The 17,587-nt window shown below is 70.8% G+C and carries 17 protein-coding genes and 1 pseudogene; 10 read left to right on the plus strand and 8 right to left on the minus strand.

All coding sequences use genetic code 11. The annotated features are described in order from the left end of the window. Positions 1-219: 219 nt before the first annotated feature. Genes pgl through tkt form a run of 6 tightly spaced genes read right to left on the minus strand, consistent with a single transcriptional unit; the run spans position 220 to position 8,349 of the window. Positions 220-990, minus strand: a complete 771-nt coding sequence (gene pgl, locus Dfulv_RS09575; RefSeq protein ID WP_259862319.1) for a 6-phosphogluconolactonase — start codon at positions 988-990, stop codon at positions 220-222. Continuing rightward, entirely contained in the window at positions 987-2,003 is a 1,017-nt protein-coding gene (locus Dfulv_RS09580) for a glucose-6-phosphate dehydrogenase assembly protein OpcA (RefSeq protein WP_259862320.1), read from the minus strand. Before Dfulv_RS09580 ends, pgl begins: the two co-directional genes overlap by 4 nt. A gap of 15 nt (positions 2,004-2,018) precedes the next feature. Next, positions 2,019-3,536, minus strand: a complete 1,518-nt coding sequence (gene zwf / locus Dfulv_RS09585) for a glucose-6-phosphate dehydrogenase (protein ID WP_259862321.1) — start codon at positions 3,534-3,536, stop codon at positions 2,019-2,021. Between the two features lie 5 nt (positions 3,537-3,541). Further along, a complete protein-coding gene (locus Dfulv_RS09590) occupies positions 3,542-5,113 on the minus strand; it encodes a glucose-6-phosphate isomerase (RefSeq protein ID WP_259862322.1) in 1,572 nt (523 codons plus the stop codon). Between the two features lie 43 nt (positions 5,114-5,156). Then, positions 5,157-6,269: a transaldolase gene (gene tal / locus Dfulv_RS09595; RefSeq protein ID WP_259862323.1), complete on the minus strand. Its 1,113-nt coding sequence runs from the start codon at positions 6,267-6,269 to the stop codon at positions 5,157-5,159. A gap of 19 nt (positions 6,270-6,288) precedes the next feature. Then, positions 6,289-8,349: a transketolase gene (gene tkt, locus Dfulv_RS09600; RefSeq protein ID WP_259867570.1), complete on the minus strand. Its 2,061-nt coding sequence runs from the start codon at positions 8,347-8,349 to the stop codon at positions 6,289-6,291. A 566-nt stretch (positions 8,350-8,915) separates the two neighbouring features. Between tkt and Dfulv_RS09605 the strand changes: the two genes are divergently transcribed. The 7 genes and pseudogenes from Dfulv_RS09605 to Dfulv_RS09635 form a co-directional block, all read left to right on the plus strand. Further along, a complete protein-coding gene (locus Dfulv_RS09605; RefSeq protein WP_259867572.1) occupies positions 8,916-9,830 on the plus strand; it encodes a heme o synthase in 915 nt (304 codons plus the stop codon). 312 nt (positions 9,831-10,142) lie between these two features. After that, positions 10,143-10,466, plus strand: coding sequence for a hypothetical protein (locus tag Dfulv_RS09610; protein ID WP_259862324.1), 324 nt, complete (start codon positions 10,143-10,145; stop codon positions 10,464-10,466). Between the two features lie 18 nt (positions 10,467-10,484). Beyond that, positions 10,485-11,381 (plus strand): ATP-grasp domain-containing protein, encoded by an 897-nt coding sequence (locus Dfulv_RS09615; RefSeq protein ID WP_259862325.1) that lies wholly within the window; start codon positions 10,485-10,487, stop codon positions 11,379-11,381. Further along, a complete protein-coding gene (locus Dfulv_RS09620; protein ID WP_259862326.1) occupies positions 11,378-12,211 on the plus strand; it encodes an undecaprenyl-diphosphate phosphatase in 834 nt (277 codons plus the stop codon). The genes Dfulv_RS09615 and Dfulv_RS09620 overlap by 4 nt, the downstream gene beginning before the upstream one ends. Before the next feature lie 37 nt (positions 12,212-12,248). Further along, positions 12,249-12,881 (plus strand): hypothetical protein, encoded by a 633-nt coding sequence (locus Dfulv_RS09625; RefSeq protein ID WP_259862327.1) that lies wholly within the window; start codon positions 12,249-12,251, stop codon positions 12,879-12,881. Positions 12,882-12,939: 58 nt separating this feature from the next. Then, on the plus strand, positions 12,940-13,668 hold the full coding sequence (locus Dfulv_RS09630) for a TIGR03089 family protein (RefSeq protein ID WP_259862328.1): 729 nt from the start codon (positions 12,940-12,942) through the stop codon (positions 13,666-13,668). Positions 13,669-14,157: 489 nt separating this feature from the next. Next, positions 14,158-14,292, plus strand: a pseudogene (locus Dfulv_RS09635) (FAD-dependent monooxygenase); the annotation flags it as partial. 167 nt (positions 14,293-14,459) lie between these two features. Here Dfulv_RS09635 and Dfulv_RS09640 read toward each other — a convergent pair. Further along, on the minus strand, positions 14,460-14,774 hold the full coding sequence (locus tag Dfulv_RS09640; protein WP_259869903.1) for a hypothetical protein: 315 nt from the start codon (positions 14,772-14,774) through the stop codon (positions 14,460-14,462). A 216-nt stretch (positions 14,775-14,990) separates the two neighbouring features. Between Dfulv_RS09640 and Dfulv_RS09645 the strand changes: the two genes are divergently transcribed. The 3 genes from Dfulv_RS09645 (at position 14,991) to Dfulv_RS09655 (ending at position 16,655) form a co-directional block, all read left to right on the plus strand. Further along, positions 14,991-15,353 carry a VOC family protein gene (locus tag Dfulv_RS09645; protein WP_259862329.1) on the plus strand — a complete coding sequence of 121 codons (363 nt, stop codon included), beginning with the start codon at positions 14,991-14,993 and terminating at the stop codon, positions 15,351-15,353. A gap of 92 nt (positions 15,354-15,445) precedes the next feature. Continuing rightward, positions 15,446-16,159, plus strand: coding sequence for a DUF4184 family protein (locus Dfulv_RS09650; RefSeq protein ID WP_259862330.1), 714 nt, complete (start codon positions 15,446-15,448; stop codon positions 16,157-16,159). Further along, complete coding sequence (locus Dfulv_RS09655) at positions 16,110-16,655, plus strand: GNAT family N-acetyltransferase (RefSeq protein WP_259862331.1); 546 nt, start codon at positions 16,110-16,112, stop codon at positions 16,653-16,655. The genes Dfulv_RS09650 and Dfulv_RS09655 overlap by 50 nt, the downstream gene beginning before the upstream one ends. On the opposite strand, the gene Dfulv_RS09660 is transcribed toward Dfulv_RS09655, so the two are convergent. Continuing rightward, complete coding sequence (locus Dfulv_RS09660) at positions 16,610-17,545, minus strand: COX15/CtaA family protein (RefSeq protein ID WP_259862332.1); 936 nt, start codon at positions 17,543-17,545, stop codon at positions 16,610-16,612. The genes Dfulv_RS09655 and Dfulv_RS09660 overlap by 46 nt on opposite strands. Positions 17,546-17,587 lie beyond the last annotated feature (42 nt).

Raw genomic sequence — 17,587 nt, forward strand, 5'->3', positions numbered from 1 at the left:
GGCCCGACTCCAGCTCGGCTCGGCACGTGCTCGGCCCCAGTTCGGCCCGCCGTGGCTCAACCCCAGCCCGACTCCAGCCCGACTCCAGCCCGACTCCAGCCCGACTCTGCACAGCCGGGGGCAGCCCACCCCCGGCGCGGAATCGATCGAGGTCCGTCGCCAAGAGCAAGATGCGCCACAGCCCGCACCGGGGGCCGGTGCGGGCTGTGGCGCCGTGAGTCAGACGAGGCTGCGGAACTTTGGGGGGAGTTCGTGGGCCGCTGCGGTGTCGAGGAGCCACAGTGTCAGTTCCTGGCCGTGGACGCCTGCCGCCGGGATCTGGCGCGGGCCGGCGTCGGCGAGGGCCAGGCCCACCGCGCTCGCCTTGCCCGCGCCCGACGCTATCAGCCACACCTCGTCCGCCGTGTTGATCGCTGGCAGGGTGAGCGTGACGCGCACCGGTGGGGGCTTGGGGCTGCCCCGGACCGCCGAGACCGGGCGGGTCTCGTAGGTCACCGGATGCTCGGGAAAGACCGATGCCACGTGGCCGTCCTCGCCGACACCCAGCAGGACCACGTCGAAGTGGGGCAGCTCGGCATGGCCGGGCTTGGCGGCCTCGGCCAGTTCGGCGGCGTAGCGCGCCGCCGCGGCCTCGGCGTCGTCGCCGTCCGGGCCGTCGGAGGGGGGCACCGGATGTACGCGCGAAGGGGTCAGCGGCAGCGCGTCGAGGAACGCCTCCCGGGCCTGGGTCTCGTTGCGCTCCGGGTCGCCGGAGGGCAGGAACCGCTCGTCACCCCACCAGAAGTCGACCCGCGACCAGTCGACCGCGTCGCGGACCGGGCTCTCGCGCACCGCCTGGTAGATCTGGGCGGCGATCCGGCCGCCGGTGAGGACCACCGTCGCCTCGCCGCGCTCCGCCTGGGCATCCGTCAGCCGGACGATCAGACGGGCTGCGGCGGCCTCGGCGAGGAGCTTCGGCTCGGTGTGGACGACGACCTTGGACTGGGTCATGAAGACAGCGACTCCTGCAACGACGGGGACTGGGCCTCCGGGCGCTCGGCGAGCGCCGGGTCCTTCCAGATGTGCACCCGCGGGGCCAGCCGCTCATCGAGCTTCCGCTTGCCGGTCGCGGCGGCCAGGGCGGCCGCGTACGGCTGGTCGGGGTCGAGGCGGCGCAGTTCCTCGGCGAGTTCCTCGCCGAGCGGCCGGCGGCCCAGCGGCAGGGTGCGGTCCGGCTGGCCGGTGCGCTTCAGCGTGGCGACGCCGGCGTTGAGGTCGCGCACGAGGTTCATCGTGCTGCCGTCGTCGAGATCGAGGTTGACCGCCTCCATGATCTTGCCGCTGCCCCGGTGGCGGGTCGGGTGGACGCCGAGGCGCGCCTCCAGCCAGCCGCCGAGCAGCGGGGCTGTCGGGTCGTAGTCCGGCGCGATGATGTGCACCGCCCGCACTCCTGTCGGGTTGGCGTCGAAAGCACCGGCCAGCAGGGTGCGCCACGGGGTGATTCGCGACCAGGCCAGGTCGGTGTCGCCGGGCACGTAGTCGTCGGCGCGGACCCGTAGCGCCGCGACCGGGTCCGTGGCCTGCGCGACGTCGGTGATGCGGCGGTCGGCGACCACGCCCAGCGGGTCGTAGGCGATCCGCTCCGGCGGGGCGCACTGCCACCAGGTCACCACCGGCACGTCCGGGGCGAGCAGCGGCATGACCACCGACTCGGCGTGCAGCGCCAGCCGGCCCTGCATGCGCATCACGACCGCCTCGCACGGGCCGAGCCGCCCGCCGACGACGATCTCGGCGTCGAGCCGGGAGCGCTGCTGGGTGACGTCGGCGCGCACGATGATGAGCAGCCGGCACGGGTGCTGGGCGGCGGCGATGGTGGCGGCGGCCTCCGCTTCCCGTACCTGGCGCTCGTCGACGACGGCGATCAGCGTCAGCGCCAGGCCGCTGGTCAGCCCGCCGGCGCTGCGCCGCTCGTTGGCGAGCGCCTTGACGACCTCGATGCCGGTGGTGTCCCAAAGTCCGATCATGAAACGCAACCCCTCTTAAGCCCGGCGCCAGGCGCGGCCCTCGCGGGCCAGCATCTCGTCCGCGGCCCGCGGACCCCATTCGCCCGCCCGGTACGGTTCGGGCGTCGAACCCGCCCACGCCGCCTCCAGCGGATCCACCACGTTCCAGCTTGCCTCGACCTCGGCCGAGTCCGGGAACAGCGTCTTGTCGCCGACGAGCACGTCGAGGATCAGCCGCTCGTACGCCTCGGGGCTCGCGTCGGTGAACGCCTCGCCGTACTGGAAGTCCATCGCGATGTCGCGGACCTCCATCGTCGTGCCGGGCACCTTGGAGCCGAACTTGAGCATCACGCCCTCGTCGGGCTGGACCCGGATCACGAGCTGGTTGTTGCCGAGCATCTCGACGTCGGCCGGGTGGAACGGCAGGTGCGGTGCCTTCTTGAACGACACGGCGAGCTCGGTGACCCGCCGGGGGAGGCGCTTGCCGGCCCGGATGTAGAACGGCACCCCGGCCCAGCGGCGGTTCTGGATGCCGAGCCGCACCGCCACGTAGGTCTCCGTCTTGGAGTCCGGCGGGACGTCCTTCTCCTCCAGGTAGCCGGGGACACGCTCGCCGGCTACCCAGCCGGTGAGGTACTGCCCGCGGACCGTGTGCGCGAAGACGTCGGTCGGCACCGTGATCGCGTTGAGCACCTTCAGCTTCTCGGTGCGGATGGCGTTGGCGTCGAACGCGATCGGCTCTTCCATCGCCACGAGGGCGAGCAACTGCAGCAGGTGATTCTGCAGTACGTCACGTGCCGTCCCCACCGTGTCGTAGAACCCGGCGCGCGTGCCGATGCCGACGTCCTCCGCCATGGTGATCTGCACGTGGTCGACGTAGTTGGAGTTCCACACCGGCTCGAACAGGTTGTTGGCGAAGCGCAGGGCCAGGATGTTCTGGACCGTCTCCTTGCCGAGGTAGTGGTCGATGCGGAATACGTCCTGCGCGGTGAACGCGTCGTCGACCAGGTCGTTGAGCTGGCGGGCGGAGGCGAGGTCGTAGCCGAACGGCTTCTCCACCACCACCCGGCGCCAGCCGCCGGACTTCGCGTTGTCCGACATGCCGGTGCGCTCGAGCTGCTTGAGCACCACCGGGAACGCCGACGGCGGGATCGACAGGTAGAACGCGGCGTTGCCCGGGATCCCGGCCTCCTCGTGCAGGTCGTCGAGCGACTGCGCGAGGTGGTCGAAGGCCGCGTCGTCCTCGAACGAGCCGCCGACGAACTTGATGTTCGCGGCCAGCCGCGACCAGACCTCTTCGCGCCAGGTGGTGCGGGCGCCGGATTGGGCGGCCTTGCGGGCCAGTTCCTCGAAGTCGCCGTCGCCCCAGTCGCGCCGGGCGAAGCCGAGCACGGCGAAACTGGGCGGTAGCAGGCCCCGGTTGGCCAGGTCGTAGACCGCCGGGATGAGCTTCTTCCGGGCAAGGTCACCGGTGACGCCGAAGATGACCAGCGCGCACGGCTCGGGAATCCGAGGCAGTCGCCGGTCCTGCGGGTCCCGCAGCGGATTGGTCATCAGTCTCACCCTCCGAGGGCGGCCAACAGTTGTTCGATACCGGTTGCTCGGTCGATCAGGTGCAGGCGCAGGACGGGACGGCCGCCGGCCAGCAACGCCTGCCGGTCCCCGGCCGCCTGGGCGGCCTGCAGCTCGCCGAACGTGTACGGCCGGCCGGGCACCTGGAGGTCGTCGGTCACCGCACCGGTGATCTGCAGGAACGATCCGGTCGCCGGGCCGCCCTTGTGCAGCCGCCCGGTCGAGTGCAGATACCTCGGTCCCCAGCCGAAGGTGACGGCGCGCGCCACCCGGGCCGCGAGCGCGTCCCGCACTCCGGCCGCGGCCGCGTCACCGACCCGGTCCAGGTAGGCGGTCGCCGCCAGGTATCCGAACGGCGGGACGCCGCGGGCCAGTTCGTCGACCGCCGCGACGAGGGTCGTCGCCGACGTGTTGCCGTAGACCTCCACGACACCGTCGACGAACGTCGGCGTCTCGTGGGGGAGGCCGGCGTCGAGGACCAGGCGGGTCGGCTCCGAGTCGGGACGCGTGGACGGGTCGGCGCCCAGGAGGCGCCCGGCGATCGCCGCCGCGCGCTCCCACACCACGAACTGGGCGCCGAGCGGGCCGTTGACGGCCAGGTCGGGTGCGGTGCCGCCGCCGGGCATCACTCCCGCGGCGAGTGCGCCGCCGGTGGTCACGCTGAGCACGTCGGGGCCCTCGTGCCCCCACGACGACGGGTTCTCCAGCACGACCGGCAGCAGGCCGCGGCCCGATCCCGCGGTGGAGGAGGCCACGAGGTGCTCGATCCAGTCGGAGAGCCCGTCGAGGCCGGTGCCGTCGGAGGCGAGCGCCAGTTTGTCCCGGCCGGCGAGCGCGCCGGCGGCCAGCGCGGCACCCAGCATGAGCGCCGGGTCGGCGAAGTCGGTGGCGGACGGCTCCGGCGCCGGAGGCGCGATCGAGAAGCCGGCCGCGAAGTGCGGCGCGGGCCGCGGGAACGCCTCGTCGAGCAGCGTGTCGACGCGCACGCCGGCCAGGCCGCTGGGCACCAGCCCGAACGCGGAGAACGCCGAGTGCGCGGACGAGGCGAGGAACAGGTGCGCGCCCATCTCGCGGGCCGTCGTGGCCAGCGGCGAGCCGGGCTCGGTCACGAAGACGAAGCGCCGGCCCACGTCCTGCAGGCCGGCGTCTTCGAAGGCTTGCTGGTAGGCCCGGCGGTGGCTGTCGGTCTCCACCGTCGAGCCGGACCGGCTGGCCACCACCACCACGCTCCGGCCGAGCCGGTCGTCGAGCGCTGCTCGGACCTGGTGCGGGTCGCTGCTGTCCAGCACGGTGAGCTCGACCCCGAGCGTGCGGCCGATCACCTCGGCGGCCAGTGACGACTCGCCCATGCCGCAGAGCACCACGTGGTCGAGGCCGCGGGAGAGGAACTCGGCGCGCAGGGCGGCGATCCGCGCGACCAGGTCGTGATCGTCGGAGCGAGCCAGGGGGAGAACGGCCGGGTCGAGGCGGGTGCGGGCGTCGATCGACCCCGGGACGGAGGCAGCACCGAACACCGTCAGTCCGGCCGCGGCCACCACGTCGTCGAGCAGATCAGACACCCGCACCTCCTCGGTAACAGTTCAATTCTGATGCGGTGAACGGTTACTTCGCAGCCGCTTCCAGGGCGGTGCGCACCGTCTCCTGCATTTCCTTTCCGCTGGCAGTGAACTTCTCGACGCCCTCCCGCTCGAGCACCTCCACGACGTCGTCGTAGTCGATGCCGACCGCGGCGAGCGCGTCCATCACCTGCTGTGCCTCCGCGTAGGAGCCGGTGATCGCGTCGGGCCGCACCTCACCGTGGTCGGCGAACGCGTGGATCACCGACTCCGGCATGGTGTTGACGGTGCCGGGCGCGACGAGCTCCTCGACGTAGATCACGTCCCGGTACTCCGGGTTCTTCGTCGAGGTCGACGCCCACAGCGGGCGCTGCGGCTTGGCGCCCGCGTTTGCGAGGGTCTGCCAGCGCTCGCTGGAGAACAGCTCCTCGTAGCGCTTGTAGGCCAGCTTCGCGTTGGCGATCGCCGCCTTGCCCTTGAGCGCCTTCGCCTCGGGGGTGCCGATCTTGTCGAGCCGCTTGTCGTACTCGGTGTCCACGCGAGACACGAAGAACGACGCGACCGACTCGATCTTGGACAGGTCGTGCCCGTTGGCCTTGGCCTGCTCCAGGCCGGCGAAGAACGCGTTCATCACGGCCTCGTACCGCTCCAGGGAGAAGATCAGCGTGACGTTGACGCTGATGCCCTCGGCGAGCACGGCGGTGATCGCCGGCAGGCCCTCCTGGGTGGCGGGGATCTTGATGAACAGGTTCCCCCGGTCGACGAGCCACCACAGGGCCTTGGCCTCCGCGACGGTGCGCTCGGTGTCGTTGGCCAGGGTGGGGTCGACCTCGATCGAGACCCGGCCGTCGAGGCCCCTGGTCGCCTCGACCGCGGGCTTCATGACGTCGCACGCCCAGCGGACGTCGTAGGTCATCAGGAAGCGCGACGCCTCGCGAACGTCACAGTCGCGTAGTGCCAGCTCCTTGACGTCTGTTGCGTAGTCCTCGGCCGCGGACAGGGCCTTGGCGAAGATGGTGGGGTTGCTGGTGACGCCCATGACGTGCTGCTCGCGCCGCAGCTGGTCGAGGTTTCCGCTGGTCAGCCGCTGCCGGGAGAGGTCGTCGAGCCAGATCGCCACGCCGGCGCGGGCGAGTTCGGCCAGCCGATCGGTAGTCATCGCTGTCTCCTATGGTTTCCTAGTTGCCCGTCGTGCTGCCGGTGATCTCGCCGACCTTGACGAGCGATGCGTGGGCAGCCGCGACCACGTTGTCGACCGTGAACCCGAACTGCTCGAACAGCACCGTGTGGGGGGCGCTGGCGCCGTAGTGCTCGATGCTGACCGCCTCACCGCATTCGCCGAGGTACCACTGCCAGGACATCGCGATCCCGGCCTCGACGCTGACCTTGGCCACCCTGCAGCCGGTCGGCAGCACATGCTGGCGGTACGCCAGGTCCTGCTCGAAGAACCACTCCACGCACGGCATGGAGACCACGCGCGTCGGCCGGCCCTCCTCCTCGAGCTTCTTCTGCGCCCCGATGGCCAGCTGAACCTCGGAGCCGGTGGCCACGATGATCACCTGAGGCTGTCCGTTGGACGCGTCCTTGAGGATGTAGCCGCCCTTGCTGACGTTGTCCGCCGAGGCGAACTCCGTGCGGTCGAGGACCGGCAGGTTCTGCCGGGTCAGCGCCAGTGCCACCGGCTGGTCCCGCCGCTCCAGCGCCGCCTTCCACGCCTGCGCCGTCTCGTTGGCGTCGGCGGGCCGGACCACGGCGAGGCCGGGGATCGCGCGCAGGGCCGACAGGTGCTCGATCGGCTGGTGGGTCGGGCCGTCCTCGCCGAGGCCGATCGAGTCGTGCGTCCACACGTAGACGACGGGCAGCTTCATCAGTGCGGCGAGCCGCACCGACGGGCGCATGTAGTCGGAGAAAACCAGGAACGTGCCGCCGTAGGGCCGGGTCGGCCCGTGCAGCTTGATGCCGTTGAGGATCGCGCCCATGCCGTGCTCGCGGATGCCGAAGTGCAGCGTCCGACCGTACTCATTGCCGGGGAACGTCTTCGTGGCGTGCTCGGACGGCAGGAAGGAAGGCTCGCCCTCCATCGTCGTGTTGTTGCTCTCCGCCAGGTCGGCCGAGCCGCCCCACAGCTCCGGCAGGACCGGCGCGAGCGCGGTGAGGGTGTCGCCGGACGCCTTGCGGGTCGCGATGCCCTTCTCGCTCGGCGGGAACTCCGGCAGCGCCTTCTCCCAGCCGGCCGGCAGCTGCCCGGAGTAGAGCCGGTCCAGCAGCGCGACGCGGTCGGCGTTGTTCTGCCGCCAGGCCTGGTACTTCTTCTCCCACTCATCGCGCACGGTGCGACCGCGCTCGATGGCGGCGCGGGTGTGCGTGAGGACCTCGTCGGCGACCTCGAACGACTTCTGCGGGTCGAAGCCGAGGACCTGCTTGGTGGCCGCGACCTCCTCGGCGCCGAGGGCCGAGCCGTGGATCTTGCCGGTGTTCTGCTTCTTCGGGGCGGGCCAGCCGATGATCGTGCGCAGCGCGATGAACGACGGGCGGGACGTCTCGGCCCTGGCGGCCAGCAGCGCCGCGTGCAGCGCCTCGACGTCCTCGCGGTAGACACCGTCGCCGGCGTCGTGGCCCTTGCGCCAGTCGACGGTCTGCACGTGGAAGCCGTAGGCCTCGTAGCGCGCCGCCACGTCCTCACTCTTGGCGACCCGGGTGTCGTCCTCGATCGAGATCTCGTTGTCGTCGTAGATGACGACGAGGTTGCCCAGCTTCTGGTGGCCGGCGAGCGCGCTGACCTCGTGGCTGATGCCCTCTTCGATGTCGCCGTCGGAGCAGATCACGTAGACGTAGTGGTCGAAGGGGCTCTCGCCGAACGACGGCTCCGGGTCGAAGAGGCCGCGCTCCCGGCGGGCGGCCATCGCCATGCCCACCGCGTTGCCGATGCCCTGGCCGAGCGGCCCGGTCGTGGTCTCGACACCCGCCGTGTGGCCGTGCTCCGGGTGACCGGGGGTGAGCGAGCCCCACTGGCGCAGCGACCGCAGGTCGTCGAGGCTCAGGCCATAGCCGGCGAGGTAGAGCTGGATGTACAGCGTCAGGCTCGAGTGGCCGGCGGAGAGCACGAACCGATCGCGGCCGATCCAGTCCGGATCGGTGGGGTCGTGCCTCATGACCTTCTGGAACAACAGGTACGCCGCCGGGGCCAGGCTCATCGCCGTTCCCGGATGGCCGTTGTTCGACTTCTCGACGGCGTCCATCGCCAGAACCCGAACCGTGTCAACCGCCCGCCGGTCGACATCGGACCAGGAAAGCTCGGGACCCTTGACCTCTTCTACGCTCACGACGGTGCTGCTCCTGTCGAACGGCGAGGTTGCGTATTTCCTCGAAGGGTTATCAGGACGACCCTACCCACGATCGGGTACTGCCACGCGCGGTCGACCATGTTTCGGACATCGGCGACTCTGCCTGCGGCAACGGTAGTCGATGGCCACCCGGGCCAGCAGTGGCGCACGTCTGCACGGATCCCCCGAAGCCGGTACGAACCTTGATCGGTTCTGCTGTGCGCGAAATCGATCGGCCACCCGGCGGGCCGGGGCGGGGCCGGTCGCCGCCGGTGCTTCGCCGGTGCTCAGCCGGGGGTCAAGGTCTGGCCTGCACACTTGCTGTTCTAGGATGCGAGAGCCTGCCGATCTCGGTCAGGTACCTCGCCAGGATTCCTTTGTCACACGCCGGAAGGTGGCTATCCAGCGTGACGCAGCTCGTCGACCGTGCTTCGGTCCCCCAGGGCGCGTCCGAGGCGGTCCGTCCCACGTCGGCAGCGGCCCTGGCCAGGGCACAGCAGGCGAAGGCGGCCGGTCGGCGCGCAAGTCTCTCCGCGGTCGTGAAGGCGTATGTCTCGCTCACCAAGCCGCGCATCATCGAGCTGCTGCTCGTCACCACCGTCCCGGCGATGCTGCTGGCCGAGCAGGGCCTGCCGTCGCTGTGGCTGATCCTGGTCGTCCTCGTCGGCGGCACGCTCGCGGCCGGCGCCGCCAACGCGCTGAACTGCTACATCGACCGCGACATCGACCAGGTGATGAAGCGCACGTCGCGCCGGCCCCTGGCGACGCACACCGTGTCGCCGCGCGCCGCGCTCGTGTTCGGCCTCACACTGGCCGCGCTGTCCACCGTGCTGATGGCGGTGTTCACCAACACGCTCGCCACGCTGCTGACGGTCGGCGCGATCGCCTACTACGACCTCGTCTACACGATGTGGCTCAAGCGCACGACGCCCGCCAACACCGTGTGGGGCGGCGCCTGCGGCGCGGCGCCGGTGCTGATCGGCTGGGCCGCGGTCACCGGCGGGCTGTCCTGGCCGGCCTGGGTCATGTTCGCCGTGGTCTTCCTCTGGCAGCCGCCGCACTTCTACGCCCTGGCCATCAAGTTCAAGGACGACTACGCCCGCGCCGGCATCCCGATGCTGCCGGTCGTGGCGAGCATGCGCCGGGTCGGCGTGGAGACCGTCGTCTACAGCTGGCTCACCGTGCTCGCCTCGGTGGCGCTGTGGCCGTTCGGCATGACCCCCGTCTACGGCGTTGTCGCCGTGTCCGTCGGCGTGCTGCTGCTGCGCGAGGCGCACAAGCTGCACGGCCGGGCCCGGCGGGGCGAGGCGCTCAAGCCGATGCGGCTGTTCCACTGGTCCACGACGTACCTGACGCTGCTGTTCGTGGCGATCGCGGTCGACGCGCTCATCCAGTGACCCGAGCCTGATCCGGGGCCTGTGAAGGGCCCCGGAAGGGGCCTCTGACGAGGCCGGTAAAGCCGCCGGAAATACTGTCCTAAGCGAAAGTTAAGCCGGAAACGCCCGAATTTTTTGGCACATTCGTTCCGTGTCACCGGACGTGAGACATCTCTCGCCGAACGCATGGCACGGGCGCGTCGATTATCCCGATTTAGCGGGACATCACCGGGCGAAACGCATCGCGGCCAGGCTAAACCCGTCCGTAACCACGATCACAACCCGCCCGCGGATCACCCACAGGTGTGCTCCCGCCCCTTTATCGTGGCCGTCATGGCAGATGGTTCCGATACGACGATGACCCTGAGCCGCCCGGTGCCGGGCAGCCTGATCACCGGCATCAAGTCCTTCGCGGAGGACCACGGCGGCGCCAAGGCGGTCATCGAGTACGTCGGCCGGCGCGGTGCCCGCATCGTGCTCGTCGGGGAGGACGGCGTCTGGGGCGACCAGTTCGCCGAGGGCACGGACATCGCGCGCTCCGCCTGCGCGCAAGCCGGGGTCAAGATCGAAAACGCCTGGGAGCGCGAGCTCCTCGAGCAGATGCGGCCGAGCAACGACCTCTGGCGCTCGATGGGGCGGCGAACCCTCTCCCGCTAGGGTGCGTATCCTCGCTCAGTGCGCGCCGATCTTTCCAACACCTCCGCGACCCGGGCCGCCGCCCGGGTCGCTCTCGTTACCTGCGGCGAACTGCCCGACCTCGACCCCGACGACCAGCCGCTGATCCCCGCGCTGGCCGCCCGTGGCGTCGCTGCGGAGCCGGTCGTGTGGGACACGCAGGTCGACTGGTCCGCCTTCGACCTGGCCGTCGTCCGCAGCACGTGGGACTACGCCAAGCGACGCGACGAGTTCGTCGCCTGGGTCGACCGGGTGCCACGCCTGGCCAACCCCGGTGACGTCATCGCCTGGAACACCGACAAGCGCTACCTGCGTGAGCTGGCGGACAAGGGCATCCCTATCGTGCCGACCACGTGGGTCGAGCCCGGCGACGCCTGGAAGCCCGGCGCTGACGGCGAGATCGTGGTCAAGCCCGCCGTCAGCGCGGGCAGCGTCGACACCGGTCGCTACGACCTGGCGACCCAGGGGCAGCTCGCGGCCGAGCACGTAGCGCGGCTCCAGCGGTCCGGTCGGACCGTGATGGTTCAGCCCTACCTCGCCGACATCGACACCGCCGGGGAGACGGCACTGCTCTACTTCGACGGCGAGTTCAGCCACGCCATCCGCAAGGGCGCCATCCTCACCGGGCCAGACGAGGGCGTCGAAGGGCTGTACCAAGTCGAGGAGATCACGCCGCGGACCCCCTCGGCGGCAGAACTCGCGCTCGGCGCACGTGTGCTCGAGACGCTGCCGGTGCCGGCCCGCGAGTTGCTGTACGCCCGGATCGACCTCCTGCCGGCGCCCGGTGGCGACCCGGTGGTCATCGAGGTCGAGCTGACCGAGCCGTCGCTGTTCCTCGGCACCGCCGACGGCGCACTCGACCGGCTCGTCGCGGCGATCGGACGGCGCCTGTCGTGAACATCTTCGAAGCGATCCTGCTCGGCGCCGTCGAGGGGCTCACCGAGTTCCTGCCGATCTCCAGCACCGGCCACCTGACGATCCTCGAGAAGCTCCTCGGCTACCGGATCGACGACCCCGACGTGACCGCGTTCACCGCGATCATCCAGAGCGGCGCCGTCCTCGCCACCACGATCTACCTGCGCCGGGACATCGCCCGGATCGTGCCCGCGTTCCTGCGCGGCCTGTTCAGCAAGGCGCGCCGCGACCGGGACTACCGGTTCGGCTGGATGGTGATCATCGGCTCCATCCCGATCGCGGTCGTCGGCCTGCTCTTCAAGGACCAGATCGAGACCACGCTGCGCAGCCTCTGGTTCGTCGGCAGCGCACTCATCCTCTGGTCCGGCGTCATGTGGTTCGCCGACCGCGCCGCCACCCAGCAGCGCCACGAGCAGGACGTCACCTGGAAAGACACGTTGATCATCGGTACCGCGCAGGCGCTCGCCCTGATCCCCGGCGTCTCCCGGTCGGGCGCCACGATGTCCGCCGGCCTGCTGCGGGACTTCGACCGTGTCACGGTGACCCGGCTGTCGTTCTTCCTGTCCATCCCGGCCCTCCTGGCGGCCACCGTGCTCCAGGTCGCCGACGAGTACGACAACATCAGCACCGGTGTCGGCTGGCCGGCCACCATCACCGCGACGGTGGTCAGCGGTGTCGTCGGCTACCTGGCGGTCGCCTGGCTGCTGAAGTTCGTCGCGCGGCACACGTACACCGTCTTCATCTGGTACCGCGTGATCCTCGGCACGATCGTCCTGCTGCTCGTCGGCACCGGGGCCATCGAGGCCACCTGATCCTCAGGAAGACGCGGGCCGTGCCGATGAACGGAGCGTGAAGCGGCGCATCGGCACGGCCTTCGTGATCGCGGCCGCGATGCTGGCCGGGGTCGCCGGCTGCGGAGTGCTGCCCGGTGTCGGCGGCTCCTCGGGCTCCTCGGGGTCGTCCGGAAGCACCGGCACCGGCAAGGTGCTCGACCTGCCGCAGAAGACGGTGTACTCCAGGGGCGACACCGTCGACCCGTCCGCCGGCATCACGACCGGCCCGCCGGTCCGCGGCCCGATCGCGTCCATCTCACCGTTCTCGACCGTCACCCCGGCCCGCCCGGCGCCGAGCCTCAGCCCCACCGAGTGCACCGGCATGGTCCGCCAGGGCGTCATCAACGGCCTCGACGTGACGCCGGGCACCACGTCGGCGACGGTGACCTGGTGGAACATCGGCGACCCGGCCATCACCGAGTACCAGCTGACGGCCGTGTCGCAGGACCTCTACCGGGGCCCGCAGCCCGCCTGGACCTGGCAGTCGGTGCCGCCCGGCAAGGGCTGCACGCGGGTGTCGGCCACGGTGACCGGCCTGTCCTCCCAGGTGCCGTACGTCTTCGTGCTGCACGCGCTGCTGAAGAAGTACGAGACGCTGCCGCCGATCGCGCCCGAGGTGGCCCGCAGCGAGTCCGTCCGCATGCTCTAGCCCTGCCCCCGGGCTCAGCCGGCGGCGGTGATCATGCCGATACCTTTAGGCTCGCAGGATGGTCTGGCTTCCCGCACCGCACGGCACCGCCGCCCCGGCGGTGGTCGAGCCGCCGCTGCTGACGTATTACGACGACAGGACCGGTGAACGCACCGAACTGTCCGCCACCGACCTCGGCGGCTGGGCCGCCCGCGCCGCCGGCCTGCTGCACGAGAGCTGCGGCCTCGGCGCCGGTTCCCGCGCGGCGGTGCTCCTGCCGCCGCACTGGCTCACCGCCGCGGCGCTGCTGGGCGCCTGGTCGATCGGCGTGGAGGTGTCGTTCCAGCTATGGGCGACGGCCGGCCTGCCGCCGGTGGGCCTCGGCGCGGGCGGCCCGTTCGACGTCAGTTTCGTGGCGCAGGAGCGGGTCGGCTCGTGGCTGGAGGAGATCCCGGAGGCCACGCACCGGTTCGTCCTGGGCGAGGCGGAGGGCTATCGCTCGCTGGAGCCGGCGCTGCTCGAGCATTCGTCGTCCCTTCCGCCGTATGCGCGGGTCCGCCGGACGGATGCCGCAAGCGTGGACGGCACGACGTACGGTGAGTGGGGCAGCCTGGCGCAGGCCCTGGCGTCGGAGATCGGCCTCCGTCCGGGTGACCGGCTCCTGATCGACGCGGCCGAGCACGAGCACCCGGTGAAGTGGCTGCTGGCTCCGCTGTCCACGGGTGCGACGGTGGTGCTGTGCGCCAATCTGGACCGCTCGCTGCTGGACGGGCGCGTCGCGGAGGAGTCGGTGACGAGGGTCCTCTGACGGGCTCACGTTTCGGGGCTGTCGGCCGGACGGGTTGGTTCGACCTGGGCGCGAGCTGCCGGTCGTTTCGGGGAGCCGGCCCAGCTGGTGGGGACATTTCGGGCATCTTGGTGCATCGACAGTCGTACATGTGGCAGGTTGTCCATGATCCCGAAGGCTTGGTGCTGTCCACGCAGCACCAAGTCTTCAGGATCATGAAACTTGGCGACGAACTCATCGATGCTAGTCGAAGTGTTTCCAGATGTTGGGAGCGATGCCGATCGGACCGGCCCGACAGCCGGCCAGCGTGGGTGGCCGACCGACTTATGGTGCTCGCCGGTCCGCCGGTCCGCCGGTCCGCCGGTCCGCCGGTCCGCCGGTCTGCTTGTCTGCGGTCGGGGGCGCCCTCCGGTCTGCCGGTCTGCTTGTCTGCGGTCGGTGGCGCCCGCCGGTCTGCCGGTCTGCTGGCCCTGCGGGTCCGCGGCCATGCGTAGCTTCGTCGCCGCGCCGATGCGGCACGGCCGGCTGTTCCTGGCCGGCGACGCGGAGCACATCGTGCCGCCGGCCGGCGCCAAGGGCCTCAACCTGGCGGTCAACGACGTGCGGATCCTCGCGGCGGCGCTGGAGCGGTACTGCGTCACCGGCAGCGAGGACGGGCTGGACGCCTGCAGCGAGACCTGCCTGCGCCGGGTGCAGCACTGCACCCGGCCCCCGACGTCGACCCGTTCGCCGGGGAGCTGCAACGGTCCCAGCTGCGCTACGTGGTGGAGTTGGAGGCCGCGGCGACGACCCTCGCGGGGAACTGCGTGGGCTTACAGGAAGTCCGTGAAGCCCGGGCGGAAACGGTCGTCCGGTTTGCCGAATGCCGTGAACACCAGGCCGCCGCGTGACTCCACGCCCGGCAGGTGCTCGATCATCCGGTCGTGTTCAATGACACAGGACAATGCCTGGGTCAGATCTGATTCGAGCTGGTGGGCCGCCTCTTCGAGGTCCTCCTCCCGCCGTGACCAGTCGATCTCGGCCTCGCGGAGCTGCTGACCGGCCAGCTTTCCGATCACCTCGGGGTCGGTGACCGCAACCTCCAGGCGACAGTAGATCTGCATGATGAGCGGTTCCGTCTGCTCCATTGCAGAAGAGTTGCACACGGTAGATCGGTCGCCCTAGGGAGTGCAGATGAATTTACAACCTGGCAATGAAATCAAGGTCAGGGGGATTTCCTTTTTCGCCTGACGAGTTGCACACTGCGAGCTTCGAGTGAGAACAGGTCGCCACGGTGCCCAGCCGGTCCGGGCGGCGGCCTCGTCCCGGTCCGGGGTGTAGCTCACGGCCGTACGGTACGTGGCATGACATCGTTCATCCGCAATGTCGCGTTCGACAGCCCCGACCCGTATGCGCTCGCCGAGTTCTGGAGCGGCGTGGTCGGCCACCCGGTCCACCCCGAGTGCGCGCCCGGTGACGAGGAGGTCGTCATCGAGCCGCCCGGCGGGCCGTGCCTCTACTTCCAGGCGGTCCCCGAGCCCAAGGTGGTCAAGAACCGGGTGCACGTGTGCCTCCGGCCCGCCGAGGGCGGCCGCGACGCCGAGGTGGAGCGGCTCCTGGGGCTCGGCGCCACGCTCGCCGCCGACCATCGCCGGCCGGACGGCACCGGCTGGGTGGTGCTCCACGACCCGCACGGCAACGAGTTCTGCGTGACCGGCAGAGCATGACCGGCAGAGCATGACCGGCAGAGGGTGAAGGTGTTGTGCGGATCCGGTGCAGGACGGCCGCTTGCCGGGTCACGGTAGGCAGCATCAGGTCCGTGCCTTCGACACTGCCGACACATCCGCTCGCCGTACTACCGCTGAAGGTGTGGCGGCCCCGCTGGTTCGACGGGGTCGCCCTGGCGGCCGGCGCCTGCGCGCCCGACACCGCCTACGCCTTCGCCGGCATCGGCGTCACGATCCGCAGCCACACACTGCTCGGTTCGCTCTGGTGGAGCCTGCCGGCGGCGCTGTTCACCGCCTGGCTGATCCGCCGGGGTGCGCCGACGGTGGCCGCGCACCTGCCCGGCTTCCTGCGTGAGTACGGCGTCCTCGGCCGGGTCCGTCACGCCTGGTGGGTCACCGTGCTGTCGGCGCTGCTCGGGGTGGCCAGCCACCTGCTCTGGGACCTGGTGACCCACCCCGGCCCGGTCGCCGCCTGGTGGCAGGTCCGCCTGGTCAGCGACGCTTCGTCACTCGTGCTGATGCCCGTGTTCGTCTGGTACTGCGGGCGCCGTCACCTGCTGCGCCACTGGCACGGCCCGGCGCCGTCGGTCGCCGTGCGTGCGCCGCTGTTCTGGGGCGTGGCCACGGCGGTCACCGCGACCGGCTTCCTCACCACCTGGCTGCTGGGCTACCACGGGCCGCACGTCCTCGGCGTCCGGATCATCACCTCGGTAACGGTCGGGCTGCTGTGCGCGGCGGCGGCCGTACAGTGGTCGCGTGTTGCTGGAGACCGACCGGCTCATCCTGCGCCGGTTCCGCGCGGGTGACGCCCCCGCCCTCGCCGCCTACCGCTCCGATCCGGACGTCGCCCGCTACCAGTCGTGGGACGCGCCGTTCCCGCTCGGCGACGCCATCGCCTTCGTCGCCGAGGTGGCACACCTCGATCCCGAGCGGGAGGGCTGGTTCCAGTACGCCGTGGAGGCCCGGGACACCGGCGAGCTGGTCGGCGACGTCGGGGTCAACCGGGGCGACGGCGGCCGGCAGGCGGAGCTGGGGTTCACGCTGGCCCCCGAGCACCAGGGCCGCGGCTACGCCACCGAGGCGGTCCGCCGGATCGTCGACTTCCTGCTGGTGGAGGAGGGCTTGCACCGGGTGCACGCCACGCTCGACGCGCGTAACGAGCGCTCCGCGCGGCTGCTCGAGCGGCTGGGCTTCCGCCGTGAGGGGCTGTGCGTGCAGGCCAGCTGGTGGAAGGGCGAGTGGACGGACGACCTGTTCTACGCGGTGCTCGCGAGCGAGTGGTCGCGGTCCTCGGAGCGCTGACCGGCCCGGCGCGGGGTGAGCGACAGCAGCAGGCTCAGCGTCGAGGTCCAGACCAGGCAGGCGCCGAGCATGTGCAGGATGACCACCGGCCAGGGGAGACCGGCGAAGTACTGCACGAAGCCGACCACACCCTGCGCGAGCTCGACGACCACGAGCGTGGCGGCCGCCCTGGTTACCCGCAGCGGGGCGCTCAGCGCGCGCAGGCCCAGCCACATCGCCACCGACAGCCCGACGAGCACGAACACCGCGTCGCCGTGCAGCTGTGACATGGCCGCGGGGTCGAAGCCGGTGCGGCTGGCCCGCGTGTCACCCGAGTGCGGGCCGCTGCCGGTCACGATCGTGCCGAGCACCAGCACGGCGGCGCTCACCACGGTGATCAGCGCGCCACCGGTGCGGATCGCCTTGGGCGCCGTCCAGTTCGGCGGGATCTCCTTCGTGCGGTACCAGAAGATGTACGCGATGGCGATCAGCACCATGGACGCCAGGAAGTGCGTCGCGACGATCCACGGGTTGAGCGCCATGTGGACGGTGATGCCGCCGATGACCCCCTGCATGCCGATGCCCAGCAGCACCCAGACCGCGCCGGCGAAGACCCCGGGCACCTGGTGCCGCTGCCGCCAGGCCGCGAGCACCGCGACGGCGGCGATGAACCCGATCAGGAAGGTCAGCGTCCGGTTGCCGAACTCGATGACGCCGTGGAAGCCCATCTCACGCGTCGTGACATAGGAGTCGTCGGTGCAGCGGGGCCAGGTCGGGCAGCCCAGCCCGGACCCGGTGAGCCGCACCAGACCGCCTGTGACGACGATGCCGATGTTGGCGACCAGGGTGGCCAGGGCCGCCCGCCGCAGCGTGGCCCTGCTGTCGAGCAGCCGAAGCAGGAAGCGCAGCACGTGCCGATACTACGCGAGGCTACATATCGCGCCCCGCGCGCG

Source organism: Dactylosporangium fulvum (assembly GCF_025137375.1).
GTDB lineage: Bacteria > Actinomycetota > Actinomycetes > Mycobacteriales > Micromonosporaceae > Dactylosporangium > Dactylosporangium fulvum.

Excerpts from the sequence above, each read along its gene's own strand:
- Dfulv_RS09640 (WP_259869903.1), bottom strand. The coding sequence starts at position 14,774 with ATGGAGCAGACGGAACCGCTCATCATGCAGATCTACTGTCGCCTGGAG.
- pgl (WP_259862319.1), bottom strand. The coding sequence starts at position 990 with ATGACCCAGTCCAAGGTCGTCGTCCACACCGAGCCGAAGCTCCTCGCC.
- zwf (WP_259862321.1), bottom strand. The coding sequence starts at position 3,536 with ATGACCAATCCGCTGCGGGACCCGCAGGACCGGCGACTGCCTCGGATT.
- Dfulv_RS09580 (WP_259862320.1), bottom strand. The coding sequence starts at position 2,003 with ATGATCGGACTTTGGGACACCACCGGCATCGAGGTCGTCAAGGCGCTC.
- Dfulv_RS09610 (WP_259862324.1), top strand. The coding sequence starts at position 10,143 with ATGGCAGATGGTTCCGATACGACGATGACCCTGAGCCGCCCGGTGCCG.
- tkt (WP_259867570.1), bottom strand. The coding sequence starts at position 8,349 with ATGGACGCCGTCGAGAAGTCGAACAACGGCCATCCGGGAACGGCGATG.
- Dfulv_RS09630 (WP_259862328.1), top strand. The coding sequence starts at position 12,940 with ATGGTCTGGCTTCCCGCACCGCACGGCACCGCCGCCCCGGCGGTGGTC.
- Dfulv_RS09645 (WP_259862329.1), top strand. The coding sequence starts at position 14,991 with ATGACATCGTTCATCCGCAATGTCGCGTTCGACAGCCCCGACCCGTAT.
- tal (WP_259862323.1), bottom strand. The coding sequence starts at position 6,269 with ATGACTACCGATCGGCTGGCCGAACTCGCCCGCGCCGGCGTGGCGATC.